The following is a 13,041-nucleotide window of genomic DNA, read 5'->3' on the forward strand; positions in this document are numbered from 1 at the left end:
CTGGATGCCGCGATCTTGCATGCCGCGCAGGTATTTGTGGAATACACGCCGCAAAGCCGGATCGAAGGCGAAATTCAACACATGCCAGCCGACTTTGCCGTGACCGAGCTGTGGCAAGTGCTGCGCGGCGAAAAGCCGGGCCGCCAAAGCGATACCGACATTACCGTGTTCGACTCGGTCGGCTTTGCCATCGAAGACTATTCCGCCATGCGCTACCTGCACGCGCTGGCACGCAAACACGGCGTATTGCAAGCGTTGCCACTGCTGCCACAATTGGCCAATCCCAAGGATCTGTTCAGCCTGCTGAGCGCCGACACCAGCCCCACCACCCGCAGCAACCACCATGTCACCACTGCCTGATATGCCCCACAGCCCTGCCCTCAGCCTGATTGGCGTACCCACTGACATCGGCGCTGGTCGCTTGGGCGCGGCCATGGGGCCGGACGCCTTGCGGGTGGCGCAGTTGGGCCCGGCCTTGGCCGAGCTGGGCTGCGAGGTGCGCGACCTGGGCAATCTGGCTGGCCCGCCCAACCTGCGCCAGCCGCGCGATGCGGCCCATGGTGATTTGCGCAATTTTGCCGAAGCCGTGGCCTGGAACCAGGCGGTGCACGATGCCGTTCACGCCGAGCTGGCTGGTGGCCGCCTGCCGTTGATGCTGGGCGGCGACCACAGCCTGGCCATCGGCTCGATCAGCGCCGTGGCGCGCCACTGCCGCGCCGCGGGCAAGCGCCTGTACGTGTTGTGGCTCGATGCCCATGCCGATTTCAACACGCCAGAAACATCGCCCTCGGGCAATATCCACGGTATTCCGGTGGCCTGTCTGAGCGGCCTGGGCCCGCAAGAGCTGACGCAGCTGGCCGGCTTTGCGCCCGCGCTGGGCCCGCAGTCGCTGTGCCAGATAGGCTTGCGCAGTGTGGATGCACAAGAAAAGCACCTCATCAAAACCCACAACATCGAGGTGTTCGACATGCGCGCCATCGACGAGCTGGGCATGCGCGAGACCATGCTGCGCGCCCTGGCGCCGCTGCGCGACGCCGACCCGGCCACCACCCATTTGCACCTGAGCTTTGACGTGGATTTTCTCGACCCCGAAATCGCCCCCGGCACCGGCACCACCGTGCGCGGCGGTCCCAACTATCGCGAAGCCCAGCTGTGCATGGAGATGATTGCCGACACCGGCCTGCTCGGCTCTATCGACATCGTCGAGCTCAACCCCGCGCTGGATCTGCGCAACCAGACCGCCGAGCTGGTGGTGGACCTGGTGCAAAGCCTGTTTGGCAAAAGCACCCTGGTCAAGAACGTGCAGCGCTGAGCGCTTGCCTGCCCTGGCGTCTGGCTTCTCCCACCGGCCCAGACTTCAGCGCTTGGCTGACAAGGCCCTGCCACACAGCAATGCTCTAATGCCTCGGGCTGAGAACTCAACACGCACTGCACCGCTTGGCAACAGGCCGTGCATTGTGGCCGCCACCGATAGCTTTGTGGGTGATTTTTGGCTATGGTGCAGTTGCGTTTATTCAATGGGTAAAAGGCGCAAATATGGCGCCCAGCCATCATAATTAATAGCAATCAAGAGCGCACACACCATCGCCTTTGTATCCTTGCTGCTGCCCCGTGGCGGCCGGCCTTCTGTTAATCCCAAAACCGGAGAACCCCATGACCACTGAATCCAAGTGCCCCTTCCACCAAGGCAAGAACAGCGAAACCGCTGCCGAAGGCAATGGCACCACCAACCGCGACTGGTGGCCCAACCAGCTGCGTGTGGATCTGCTGAGCCAGCACAACGCCACCAGCAACCCGCTGGGCCAGGATTTTGACTACGCCGCCGCTTTTCAGAAGCTGGATTACGAAGCCGTCAAGCGCGATCTGCGTGCGCTGATGACCGATTCGCAAGACTGGTGGCCGGCCGACTTCGGCCACTACGGCCCGCAGTTCATCCGCATGGCCTGGCACGCCGCCGGCACCTACCGCGTGCAAGATGGCCGTGGCGGCGCAGGCCGTGGCCAGCAACGCTTTGCACCTTTGAACAGCTGGCCGGACAACGTCAACATCGACAAATCGCGCCGCCTGCTCTGGCCCATCAAGCAAAAGTACGGCAAGGCTTTGTCTTGGGGCGACTTGATGATTCTGTGCGGCAACGTGGCGCTGGAGACCATGGGCTTCCGCACCTTCGGCTTTGCCGGCGGCCGTGTCGACACCTGGGAACCCGATCAAGACGTGTACTGGGGCGCCGAGAAAGAATGGCTGGCCACCAGCGACAAGCCCAACAGCCGCTACAGCGGCAAGCGCGATCTGGAAAACCCGTTGGCCGCCGTGCAGATGGGCCTGATCTACGTGAACCCCGAAGGCCCGGACGGCAATGGCGACCCGATTGCTGCTGCGCACGACATTCGCGATACCTTCGCTCGCATGGCGATGGACGACGAAGAAACCGTGGCGCTGATCGCCGGCGGCCACACCTTTGGCAAAACCCACGGCGCCGGCCCGGCCACCAACGTTGGCGCTGACCCCGAAGCCGCCGGCCTGGAAGCCCAAGGCCTGGGCTGGCACAGCAGCTACAAGTCCGGCAAGGGCGGCGACGCCATCACCTCCGGCCTGGAAGTGACCTGGACGCAAACCCCCGCGCAGTGGAGCAATTTCTTCTTCGAAAACCTGTTCAAGTACGAATGGGTGAAAGAAAAGAGCCCGGCGGGCGCCCTGCAATGGGTGGCCAAGGATGCCGGCGATGTGATCCCTGACGCGCATGGCGGCCCCAACAAAAAGCCCACCATGCTGACCACCGACATTTCGCTGATCAAGGACCCGGCCTACGAGAAAATCTCGCGCCGCTTCCTGGAAAACCCACAGGCCTTTGCCGAAGCCTTTGCCCGCGCCTGGTTCAAGCTGACCCACCGCGACATGGGCCCGCGCGCCCGTTACCTGGGCCCCGAAGTACCCAAGGAAGAGCTGCTGTGGCAAGACGTGATCCCGGCCGTCAAACACCCGCTGGTCAATGACGCCGACGTGGCCGCGCTCAAGAGCAAGATCCTGGCTTCGGGCCTGACTATCTCCGAAGTCGTGGGTACGGCCTGGGGCTCGGCCTCGACCTTCCGTGGCTCGGACAAGCGCGGTGGTGCCAACGGTGCACGCATCCGCCTGGCGCCGCAAAAAGACTGGGCTGCCAACAAGCCTGCGCAACTGGCCAAAGTGCTGGCCAAGCTGGAAGAGATTCAGCGCGAGTTCAACAAGGCCGCTGACGGCGACAAGCGCATATCGATGGCCGATTTGATCGTGCTGGCGGGTAACGTCGGTATTGAAAAAGCAGCGGCCGATGCAGGCGTGACCCTCAGCGTGCCTTTCCATCCCGGCCGTGGCGACGCCACGCAAGAGCAAACCGATGTGGAATCTTTCCAATACCTGGAGCCCAAGGCCGACGGTTTCCGCAACCACCTGCAAGGCCAGTTTGCGGCACCAGCGGAAGCCCTGCTGATCGACAAAGCCCAGCTGATGACGCTGAGCGCGCCCGAGCTGACCGTGCTGATCGGCGGCCTGCGCAGCATCAACATCAACAGCGACGGCAGCAGCAACGGCGTGCTGACCAAGACGCCCGGCAAGCTGACGAACGATTTCTTCGTCAATCTGCTGGACATGGGCACGCAGTGGAAAGCCACCGAAGGCGGCAACTACGAAGGCCTGGACCGCAAGACGGGCGCCAAGAAGTGGACCGGCACGCGCGTGGACCTGGTGTTTGGCAGCAACGCCGTGCTGCGCGCTGTGGCCGAGGTCTATGCCGAGAAGGGCAACGAGCAGAAGTTCTACCAAGACTTCGTCGCCGCCTGGGCCAAGGTGATGGATCTGGACCGCTTTGATCTGAAGAAGTAAGCCAGCCATGCAGCGCTGGGGCCTGCGCCCCAGCGTCTACTGCCACGATCCTCCAACACAAAACGCCCTTTCGGGCGTTTTGTGTTTCTTGCTTTTGGGGCGCTATTGAGCGTCGCCGAGCAGAGCTACCGTGCCTGGCCTCAGTTCGGCAGTGCATCACCCTCCATCGGCGCCAGCTGCAAATGCAAGATGCTGAAGTACAAGCCCACATCGCCTTGCTGGTCGATGAAAGTGCCCACGGCACGCTGCAGGCGGGCGGCGATGCACATGCATTCGGTGGCCTCGGGCCGGCCTCCCGGGATGCGCGCTGTGGTCAGCAAGGCCAGGTGGTTTTCGCGACCGAAATCGTGCACCACTTCCAGCGCCTGGCCGTGTTGCGCGGGAATGGCCTCGTTGGCCCAGCTCCAGACAAAGCTGCCTTCGGATTCGCTGGTGGTGCCCACCAGGCAAACAGTGGCAATCACCTCGTGCAGCGGGCCTTCGAGCACCATGGTGGCGCTGTCCAGATCCCAGCGGAAATTAGGCTGGCCTTGCAGGCCGAACTGGCGCGGCCATTCGGCATTGCGCGCCACCATCATCTCGACGGCGGCGCGGCTCCAGGCGGACCAGTCGGTGTTTTCTGGACTATCGGTCGGGTCGGTTTTGTCGGTTTGGCTTGTTTCGCTCATGGCCGCCATTATCAGTTCAAGCCGAGCATGCCGCGCAGTTTGGACAGGTCTTCGGCCAAGGTATTGACCTTGCCGGCCAGCACCTTGCGGTCGCGGTCGCTGAGCTTGGTGTAAAGCTCAAAGCTGCCGTCGGGTTTGCGGTATTTGGCCAGGGTGTCGAACACGGTTTTGAAGTTGGCAGCCACCTTGTCGGCAAAGGCCTTGTCTTTTTTCTCGATCAAGGGCGCCAGCAGCAGCACGATCTTGTCGGCGCCTTCAAAGTTGGCCTGAAAATCGTCCAGATCGGTGTGGCTGTAGCGGTTTTCCTCGCCCGATATCTTGGTGGCGGCCACCTCTTCCATCAGCACCGCCGCGCCGCCCACCACTTTTTCGGGCGGGAAAGTCAGGCTGGCCACGCGCTTTTGCAGCTCTTTCACATCGGCCAGCAGCTTGTCTGCCACCGGGCCGAGGTTTTTGGTGGATTTTTCCACCCACAGGCCGTATTCGATGCGGTGAAAGCCGGTAAAGCCGGGGTCTTTTTCGCCTTTTTCGTGGTCGTCGGCGCGCGAGTCGATGGCCTTGTCCAGATCGGCAAACAGCTCGGCAATCGGCTCAATGCGCTCGTAGGGACGGCGCACCACGGGAAAGAGCTTTTTCGCCTTGTCGATATCGCCCGCCTTCACCGCCACCACAAACTCTTGCACGCCTTTGACCAGCTGACGCGCGTTGTCGTTAACGTAGAGCTTGTACTCGGCCAGCGGTTTGACCAGATCGAGCGGCGAAATGGCAGCGTCTGCTGCACACACCGGAGCAGCCAGGGTCGATGCGCTGCCAAGCAGCAGAATCTGTTGTAGAAATTGACGACGTTCGAGCATGAGTTTTCCTTATTGCTGATCTAGTAAACCAAGGGCGATCGCAGGCTTTAGACAGGTTTGGCGCCGGCATCTGTACCGTTGCGGGCGGCTGCCAACAGGCTGCGGCCCAGCCAATCGTCGGCACTCTGCACACCAGGCAACACGTAGAAGAAACCACCGCCAATGGGCTTGATGTATTCCTCCAGCGGCTCGCCATCGAGGCGCTTTTGCACGGTGTTGAAGCCCAGCTCTAGGCTGGCCTGGTAGCAGATAAAGAGCAGCCCCATCTCCAACTGGCCCGATTTGGTGACGCCATTGGAGTAGTTGAATGGGCGGCGCAGCATCAGGTTGGCCTCGCTGCCCGGCGTACGCGGGTTGGCCAGGCGGATGTGGGCGTCGAGCGGTGTCTTTTTGCCATCTGCATCGGCGCTGTAATCGGGCACATCGTGCTCGGTCTTGGCGCGTGCATCGAGCGGCGCGCCGCTGTCTTTGGCGCGGCCCATGATGGCTTCCTGCTCCTGCAGCGGCGTGCGGTCCCAGCGTTCGACAAAATTGCGGATGATGCGCACTACCTGGTAGCTGCCACCCACGGCCCAGGCCGGCTCGGCTGCGCCGGGCTGCACCCAGACAATGCGCTCCATCAACCCGCCGTCTCCCGCATCCGGGTTGGCCGAGCCATCGCGGAAGCCCAGAAAATTGCGAGCACTTTCCGCCGGTTGGCCCAGCACTTCGGGAATGGGCGGCACGCTGCCCTCTTGCTTCCAGCGCAGGCTGAGCAGATCAGGCAAATTCTTGATGATGTCGCGCAGCGCGTGGATATTGGTGTCGGGCGTGTTGGCGCAGAACTGGATGGACAAGTCACCATGGCACAGCCCGGGCACCAGCGCATCGTTAGGGTGTTGCCGCATGGGCGTGAGTTGGCGGGGCTTGAGCGCCTGCAAACCGTAGCGCTCTTCAAACAGGCTGGCGCCGACTGCTACCGTCACCGTCAGCGCATCGGGCTGCACCACTGGGCCCAGGATGCCTGAGCCAGCGGGTGGCAGCTTGGCATCCACCACCGGCTGAGCCCCGCCCTGGGTGAGAAAGCGGATGCGCTCGGTCAGCGTTTTGAACAAGCGCTCCAAATCGGCCGCGTTGTCGGCCAGCACATCAAAGCTGGCCACCATGCCAGCCAAGGGGCGCGGCGTCACAATGCCTGCCTGGTGCAGGCCTTGAAAAGGCACGCGCTGCTGGGAGTTGCTGGTGTGCGGCGCGTCTGTCACTTGGGCATGGCCGGTGGCGGACGCAGCCACGGCAGCCAGCTGCGCCTGTGCCGGGCAAGCCATGCCGGCCAGCATGCCTGCACCCACCACACTGGCTGCATCGCCCAGCCAACGGCGGCGAGCGGGTTGTTGCGGCTGGCTGGCAGTGCTGCCGCTAGCCGGGCAAGCGCTTAAGGATTGAGAATCGTTTCTATCGCTGAACAAAGACATGGTGAAAATCCTGCGGTTCTGCCATCGTAAACCTTCTGTCGCCAGGCAGCCTGCAGCTATGGCTGCAGCCCCAACGCGGCGTTGACCTTGCTCATGGCTTGCGAAGCCTGGTACAGCGCCTGCGCAAAGTTTTGGCACTGCACCGGGTTGAGCACTGCGCCATGGAGCTGGGCAGCATCGGCATCATCCGCCGGCACGCCCTGCTCTGCCAGCAGTTGCTGCACCTTGGCCAAGCTGGCTGAGAGTTGCTGCGCCAGCGCCGGGTTGGCTGGGCTGAGCACGGGTTGCAGCAACTGCTCGGTCTTGGCCGCTGCGGCCCAGCTGCCGCGCAAGAACTGCAGCACCCAGCGGCCCTGCTCCGCCGTCGTGGCTTCGCCTGGCACCAGGGTGGAGGCGCGTTCCAAAGCTTTGGCGCTGGCTGTTGCCATGCTGGCTGGCTGCAACTGCAAGCTGCCCAAGCGCTGGCCCAATGCCTGCAAATCTGTTTGCAAGGCTTGTGCCAGCGGCAGCAAAGTCTCTGGTGCATCGCCCGCTTGCAGACCGGCGGCAATGCGTTGCAAGCCGACAAAAGCAGGGTCTTTGTCGCGCTGCGCAAAATCGGCGGCGCGGGCATCGATGCGGGCGTTCAAGTCGCCATGCTGCATGGCGATCGGCACCAGCTTTTGGTACTGGCCACGCGCCAGCGCAGCGAGCTGCAACACATCGGCGGGGAGTCCGTCAATGGAAGCCTGGTTGGCTGCATCGGCCGGCTGAGCCAAGCGCTGCTGCAGCGCTTGCACCATGTCTTGCAGCGTGATCAGCTCGGTCTGCAGATAGACCTGGTAATCGGCCAGCGCACCGACAAAAGCCATCACCGGCGGCTTGGCTGCCGCGGCCTGAAAGGCGGCCGAAGGCGTTACCACCAGTTTGCCGCGCGGCGCATTGAGCAAGCCGCAGGTCATCGCATAAGTACCCGGAGCCAGGCGCGCGTTGATGCTTTGCGTCATGCCGGGCAAGATGTTTTCGCGCTCTTCGAGCACCATCACGCCGTCGAGAATTTCCCATTCCAGCGCGCGCTGCGAGCGGTTGACAATGCGAAACTGCACCCGGCCTGCGGGCACAGTAACATTGTCAGGTGTGCAGCTGTTCTGGCTGATTTCCACTGTGACCACAGGCGTGCCATCGGCCGCTGCGGCTGTGTCATGGGCCTGGCGTGGCGCAGACGAAGCCAGCGCAAAAGCCACCAGACCGGCCAGCAGCACCAACACGCTCAGGGCCAATGCGCCGCGCAGCTTGCCTGGCTCAACAGCCGCGGTTGCCACGCTTTCGGCGCGTTTTGCTTGCGCCGAGCTTGCTGCAGCACCGGCAGCCGACGCAGCAGCTGGGCTGGGCCAAAAGAACACCAGCAAGCTCAGCAACAAATACAGTGCCCAGGCCAGCACCTCGCCCAGCACCGGCGCATGCATGTAACCCAGCAAACCACCCAACACCACCCCCAGCGCGCTGTCTTCGGGCAACACGCCACTGCTGTCGAAAACGACTTGCTGCAACTGGTTCCACACTCCGGCCTCATGCAAGCGCCGCACGGCCCCGGCCAACAAACCAGCGGCCACCAGCAAAATGAACACGCCGGTATAGCGGAAGAACTGGCGCAGGTTGATCTTCACGCCGCCCTGGTACAAACCCACGCCCAGCAAAACGGAAAGCGCAATGCCCAGCAGCGCACCCGCAGCCGCGCCCCAGCCTTGGCTTTGCTGAAAAATGGCCAGCAAAAAGAAAACCGATTCCAGCCCTTCACGGGCCACCGCCAGGAACACCATGCCGATCAGCGCCCAGCTGGCGCCGCCTGAGCCTGTGCGGCTGAGTGCCTTGTCTACCGATGCCTGCAGCTCGCCTTTGATGGAGCGCGCTGCCTTGCGCATCCAGAACACCATGCCGGTGAGCATGCCCACCGCGATCAGGCCGACCACGGCCTCAAACAACTCCTGCTGTTTTTGCGGAAAATCAGCCGCCATCCACTGCAAACCCGCGCCCGCCAACAGCGACAAGCCCAAAGCCAAAAACACGCCGGCCCAGACTGCCGGCATCAGCGCCGCACGGCCGCTATGGCGAAGAAAGCTGGCGATGATGCCAACAATGAGCGCGGCTTCTATGCCCTCGCGCAACATGATCAAAAACGGAACCAGCATGGAGCAGTGGGCTGGCTTGGCTTCTGGCAGCGAGCCAGCCCGGGTCTTTCTAACGGTGGGTGGTGGGTTTGCCCTGGCCGGCCATCCACATGGCAACACCAGCACGGCGCCAAGGCCTGCAGGGGCCAGCACCGCGGCAAACGGTGCTGCATATTACGACCAAATATCGCGTTCGGTGGCCAGCGCCGGGCAAAGGTGGTGCAACAAGCTGTTCATTCAGCGCTAAAGCGCCAACAATCCTTGCGCACAAAGATTGAATCGCTCTTAATTCAATAGCAGGTAACCCTGCTAACAGCCCTGCTTGCAAAATGGTGCCGGCTGGCGCTCCGGTAACAAAAAAAAGCCCGCACAAGGCGGGCCAGAAATCAGCTGGTTGCCCTGGCTTGCATGCCTGGGCGGATCAACGCTCAAGAAGAGAGGGAGGGTCGAGAGCAATTGAAACCAACTGACCGCGCAAGTATTGCAAACAAGCGCTGTTTTTCCATCGCTTCAAGCCCGATTCCGCAGGGGAAATGTCGCCCAAAACAACCAATATTGACCTATCTCAAATTAAAGAGCCATTGATAAATTGAATGATTTGAACGATTTTTCCGTAAGCACCGCGAATCCTAGTAGAAACCCTTGTATTTACACACTTTTTCATGCTTGGTCGTGGGCGCTCAGACAGTCCCACAGGCGTACTCGGCAGCAGCGCAGCACCGATATGATGGTTTGATTCACCCTTTGGAGACAACGCATGACAAGTACCAGTGCCCGCTACCCCTTGCCCGATCTGAACAGCTTGCCCGAAGACATTCGGGCGCGTATCTTGCAGGTGCAAGAGAAAGCCGGCTTCATCCCCAACGTGTTCCTGGCCTTTGCGCGGCGCCCGGCTGAGTGGCGCGCCTTCTTTGCTTACCACGACGCTTTGATGGAGCGCGAGGAAAGCAGCCTGAGCAAGGCCGAACGCGAGATGATCGTGACCGTGACCAGCGCCCACAACGAGTGCCTGTACTGCGTGGTGGCGCACGGCGCCTTGGTGCGCATTTACGAAAAAGCACCTCTGCTGGCTGACCAGCTCGCCGTCAACTACCGCAAGGCCGACATCAGCCCGCGCCAGCGCGCCATGCTCGATTTTGCAATGAAGGTCTGCACCCGCTCGCAAGAGATCAGCGAAGCCGACTTTGCCCCGCTGCACGCCCACGGTTTTGACGACGAAGATATCTGGGACATTGCCGCGATCACCGCCTTTTTCGGCCTGAGCAACCGCATGGCCAGCTTTGCCGGCATGCAGCCGAACAACGAGTTCTATTTGATGGGCCGCATTCCACGCAACAAGGCTTGAGCGCCTGGTTTTGCTTACAGCAGCGCCAGCTTCACCCCGCCGCGCAGGCGCTGCGCCACCGCCTCGCGCATGGCCGGCGGTGCATCTGCCAACAAGGCGGGCCATTGCGCTTGCGCCTGTCGCACCAGCTCCTTGAGCAGCGCCACATGGCGCGAGGCCCGCAGCAAGCCGGCAGATTTGATCAATGCCTCCACCTCTTCCCAACCCAGCTCGCACATGGCGTGGTCAATGGCTTTGTTGACTGCGTACTGCTGCGGCGCTGAGCCGGGGAAGAACGAGGTGACGCAAACACAGTCGTACACCGGTGCCAGGCGTGGTTGGCGGCCATTGGGGTAGACGAGCGCCCAGTTCTTCAAATGGGCATCGGTATTGCCCATCAACATGGCGGCCATCGTGCGGGCCAGAAACTCGCGGGTATCGGCCACCGGCTCGGGGCTCAGGCGATCGAGCACGCGCAGCATGGTGGGCCAGTCCTGCTGCAGGCCTTTGCCATATTTGTGGCGCGGCGCGTAGCCCAGGGCCTGGTTGAACTCCTCCATGTGCACGCGGCTGCCGTCGGGCAAATGGTCAAAGCGCTGTACGGCCAGAATCTCGTCGAAAGGCACGTGCTCGGGCAAATCGGCCTGGGCGCGGCTGATGACCTGGGCGTCAGCCGTCGTCAAGCCCAGCGCCTGGCACAGGCGGTAGCAGCTGAATTCGTTGCGCACCAGATCCGGGTGCTGCGTGCTGGGCAGCTTCAAGATCACGCTGCCAGCCGCGCCTTTGCGGTGCACCGTGTAGCGGCGCCCGTCTTGCACGGCGCTGAACTTGGTGACGATGCCTGGCAAGGACGCCGCATCGGCCACTGGAAACTCCACAAAGCCCGGCTCCAGCACATCCAACCCTTGCGTTGTGTGCCAGTGCCGCACCACCTCGGGCACCGGCTCATCGCTGGGCACAGGCTCTACCTCGAGCGCGCCCATCAGATCGTGGCCGGCTGCGGCGAGCAGCTCGAACTCGTCCTCCGGCGAGCACCCTCGCTCGGCCGCCAGGCGTTCGCGGTTATGGCCTTCGGGCAGCAGGTTCTGAAAATACACTGGCCAGCGCCCGTCGGTGCGCACCAGGCGAGCGTCGCGTGCCGAGCCCAGAATGGCTTGCGTATCTGCCTCGTTGGCGCCCAGGTAGCTGAGCGACAAAGTGGGCCGCTTGGCATCGGCGATGTAATCGCTCTCGAAAGACAGCCGCAACACATCGCCGTACTGCGACAAATAGCCAATCGCCCGGCGCCCACCACCCAGCGCAGCCGGTTGGTGCATATACAGGCGCAGATAGCGGATCGAGGTGGACATGGCGCGTGCTGCTGGCAATAGTTGGCGAGCGGCTTAGCGCGCTTTGTCTTGCCGGTACTGGGCCTGCTGCTCGGCCGCGATGGTTTCCACCACCGAGGGCGGCGCATCGGCCCCCGAAGGCTGGGCCAGAAACTTGCCGCCCGATTGGATGAAAGCCTGCAGCGCGGGCACCAAATCAGCCGGCACGGCTAGCAGTTGCAAGCCCAGCACACGGGCCATTTCAACCACGGTGGAATAGCGCGGGTCTACATCGCCGGTTTCGGTACGCTGCACGGCCATGCGCGAGAGCCCAGCCCGCTCTGCCAATTGCGCCTGGGTGATGTGCTGGGCCTTGCGGCTGGCCGCCAATGAGTCGATCAATGCATCAGTCATTATTATTATCATACTCTTTTATTCAAAAAAGAGTATCAAAGATATCAAAATCAGAAAAAGAAATGCTTCTCTTTGTATGCATTTTTATCAAAAAGCATCTTTTGAGATACTTTTTAACGCTCTGCTGTCTGTCAACCCACCCACACACAGGCCGCAAACCGGCCTGAGCCACCGAGCACGCCGGGTTGGCCATCGCGCCGGTGCGAGAAAAAGCGCTCCGGGTTGCGCACCGTGCACCAGGGTTCGCTGCCGTCATTGCCATACAGCGCCGAGATACCCATGCGCTGCAAGCGGTGCCGCGCCAAACCGCTGAGGTTGGCGTAGAACTTGCCCGGTTTGCCGTCGGCAAACAAGGCGGCGGCACTGGCATCGTGTTCCACAAACGCAGCGCGCACTTCTGCACCCACTTCAAACTCTGGCTGGCTGATGCAAGGGCCCAGCCAGGCCAGTGTTTGCGCGGCTATCTCAGCGTTCGTCAAGCCCTGCCCGGCATGTTTGCGCACCAACTGCGCATAAGCTTCAAAACAAGTCTCCAGCACACCCATACCGCCCTGGCCCACCAGCCCGCGCCAACCGGCGTGAGCAGCGCCTACCAGTGGCAGGCGCGCATGCGAAAACAGCACGGGCAAGCAGTCAGCAGCCATTACCGCGCAGCCCATGCCGGGCGTGTCGCTCACGCTGGCATCGGCGTCCTGGCCGCTGGTGGCGCACTGGTCGATGTACTTCACCACCGTGCCATGTACTTGCCGCACAAACACGGGCTGCCTGGGCGCCTGCACATCCGAGCCGGGCGCTGCTTGCCTGGCCTCCAGCGCCGCCATGGCCTGCGCCAGCAGCGCCCGGTTGCTCAGTACATGGGCTTGCTCGTCGCCCACATGCAGGCTCAGGTTGGTGCTACCAAACAGGCCGGTGCTGCTGCCACCGGCGCGTGTCGTACACAGCGCGTAAACGCCCTTGGGGGCCGGCCAATCGAGGATGATCCAGTCTGCAGGAAATGTCTTGTCTGTCACTGCTCGCT

The 13,041-nt window shown here is 62.3% G+C and carries 10 protein-coding genes and 1 pseudogene; 4 read left to right on the plus strand and 7 right to left on the minus strand.

The window, feature by feature from the left end; translation table 11 throughout:
• From ACFIQF_RS09330 to katG, 3 genes and pseudogenes are all read left to right on the plus strand, one after another.
• Positions 1-360: pseudogene (locus ACFIQF_RS09330) on the plus strand (ornithine cyclodeaminase); the annotation flags it as partial.
• Complete coding sequence (gene rocF / locus ACFIQF_RS09335; RefSeq protein ID WP_393942197.1) at positions 344-1,312, plus strand: arginase; 969 nt, start codon at positions 344-346, stop codon at positions 1,310-1,312. The pseudogene ACFIQF_RS09330 and the gene rocF, both read left to right, overlap by 17 nt.
• Positions 1,313-1,653: 341 nt before the next feature.
• Positions 1,654-3,858, plus strand: a complete 2,205-nt coding sequence (katG, locus tag ACFIQF_RS09340; protein ID WP_393942199.1) for a catalase/peroxidase HPI — start codon at positions 1,654-1,656, stop codon at positions 3,856-3,858.
• Between the two features lie 140 nt (positions 3,859-3,998).
• Here the strand turns inward: katG and ACFIQF_RS09345 are convergent, their stop codons facing one another.
• The 4 genes from ACFIQF_RS09345 to efeU are packed head-to-tail and all read right to left on the minus strand — an operon-like array spanning position 3,999 to position 8,999.
• A complete protein-coding gene (locus ACFIQF_RS09345) occupies positions 3,999-4,526 on the minus strand; it encodes a DUF6882 domain-containing protein (RefSeq protein ID WP_393942200.1) in 528 nt (175 codons plus the stop codon).
• An 11-nt stretch (positions 4,527-4,537) separates the two neighbouring features.
• Positions 4,538-5,380, minus strand: a complete 843-nt coding sequence (gene efeO / locus ACFIQF_RS09350; RefSeq protein ID WP_393942201.1) for an iron uptake system protein EfeO — start codon at positions 5,378-5,380, stop codon at positions 4,538-4,540.
• 47 nt (positions 5,381-5,427) lie between these two features.
• Positions 5,428-6,831 (minus strand): iron uptake transporter deferrochelatase/peroxidase subunit, encoded by a 1,404-nt coding sequence (efeB, locus tag ACFIQF_RS09355; protein ID WP_393942203.1) that lies wholly within the window; start codon positions 6,829-6,831, stop codon positions 5,428-5,430.
• Positions 6,832-6,887: 56 nt separating this feature from the next.
• The gene (gene efeU, locus ACFIQF_RS09360; RefSeq protein ID WP_393942205.1) at positions 6,888-8,999 is read right to left on the minus strand and encodes an iron uptake transporter permease EfeU; all 2,112 of its coding nucleotides are present in this window, start codon (positions 8,997-8,999) and stop codon (positions 6,888-6,890) included.
• Between the two features lie 736 nt (positions 9,000-9,735).
• On the opposite strand from efeU, the gene ACFIQF_RS09365 reads away from it, so the two are divergent.
• Positions 9,736-10,323: a peroxidase-related enzyme gene (locus ACFIQF_RS09365; protein ID WP_393942207.1), complete on the plus strand. Its 588-nt coding sequence runs from the start codon at positions 9,736-9,738 to the stop codon at positions 10,321-10,323.
• A 14-nt stretch (positions 10,324-10,337) separates the two neighbouring features.
• On the opposite strand, the gene ACFIQF_RS09370 is transcribed toward ACFIQF_RS09365, so the two are convergent.
• From ACFIQF_RS09370 to ACFIQF_RS09380, 3 genes are all read right to left on the minus strand, one after another.
• Positions 10,338-11,651: a type II toxin-antitoxin system HipA family toxin gene (locus tag ACFIQF_RS09370; RefSeq protein ID WP_393942209.1), complete on the minus strand. Its 1,314-nt coding sequence runs from the start codon at positions 11,649-11,651 to the stop codon at positions 10,338-10,340.
• A 33-nt stretch (positions 11,652-11,684) separates the two neighbouring features.
• A complete protein-coding gene (locus ACFIQF_RS09375) occupies positions 11,685-12,023 on the minus strand; it encodes a helix-turn-helix domain-containing protein (protein WP_393942211.1) in 339 nt (112 codons plus the stop codon).
• Between the two features lie 131 nt (positions 12,024-12,154).
• Entirely contained in the window at positions 12,155-13,033 is an 879-nt protein-coding gene (locus ACFIQF_RS09380; protein ID WP_393942213.1) for a purine nucleoside phosphorylase YfiH/LACC1 family protein, read from the minus strand.
• Positions 13,034-13,041: the final 8 nt, after the last annotated feature.

The sequence above is a fragment of the Comamonas trifloxystrobinivorans genome (assembly GCF_043359985.1).
Taxonomy (GTDB): domain Bacteria; phylum Pseudomonadota; class Gammaproteobacteria; order Burkholderiales; family Burkholderiaceae_C; genus Comamonas; species Comamonas trifloxystrobinivorans.

Excerpts from the sequence above, each read along its gene's own strand:
- rocF (WP_393942197.1), top strand. The coding sequence starts at position 344 with ATGTCACCACTGCCTGATATGCCCCACAGCCCTGCCCTCAGCCTGATT.
- katG (WP_393942199.1), top strand. The coding sequence starts at position 1,654 with ATGACCACTGAATCCAAGTGCCCCTTCCACCAAGGCAAGAACAGCGAA.
- ACFIQF_RS09345 (WP_393942200.1), bottom strand. The coding sequence starts at position 4,526 with ATGAGCGAAACAAGCCAAACCGACAAAACCGACCCGACCGATAGTCCA.
- efeO (WP_393942201.1), bottom strand. The coding sequence starts at position 5,380 with ATGCTCGAACGTCGTCAATTTCTACAACAGATTCTGCTGCTTGGCAGC.
- efeB (WP_393942203.1), bottom strand. The coding sequence starts at position 6,831 with ATGTCTTTGTTCAGCGATAGAAACGATTCTCAATCCTTAAGCGCTTGC.
- efeU (WP_393942205.1), bottom strand. The coding sequence starts at position 8,999 with ATGCTGGTTCCGTTTTTGATCATGTTGCGCGAGGGCATAGAAGCCGCG.
- ACFIQF_RS09365 (WP_393942207.1), top strand. The coding sequence starts at position 9,736 with ATGACAAGTACCAGTGCCCGCTACCCCTTGCCCGATCTGAACAGCTTG.
- ACFIQF_RS09370 (WP_393942209.1), bottom strand. The coding sequence starts at position 11,651 with ATGTCCACCTCGATCCGCTATCTGCGCCTGTATATGCACCAACCGGCT.
- ACFIQF_RS09375 (WP_393942211.1), bottom strand. The coding sequence starts at position 12,023 with ATGACTGATGCATTGATCGACTCATTGGCGGCCAGCCGCAAGGCCCAG.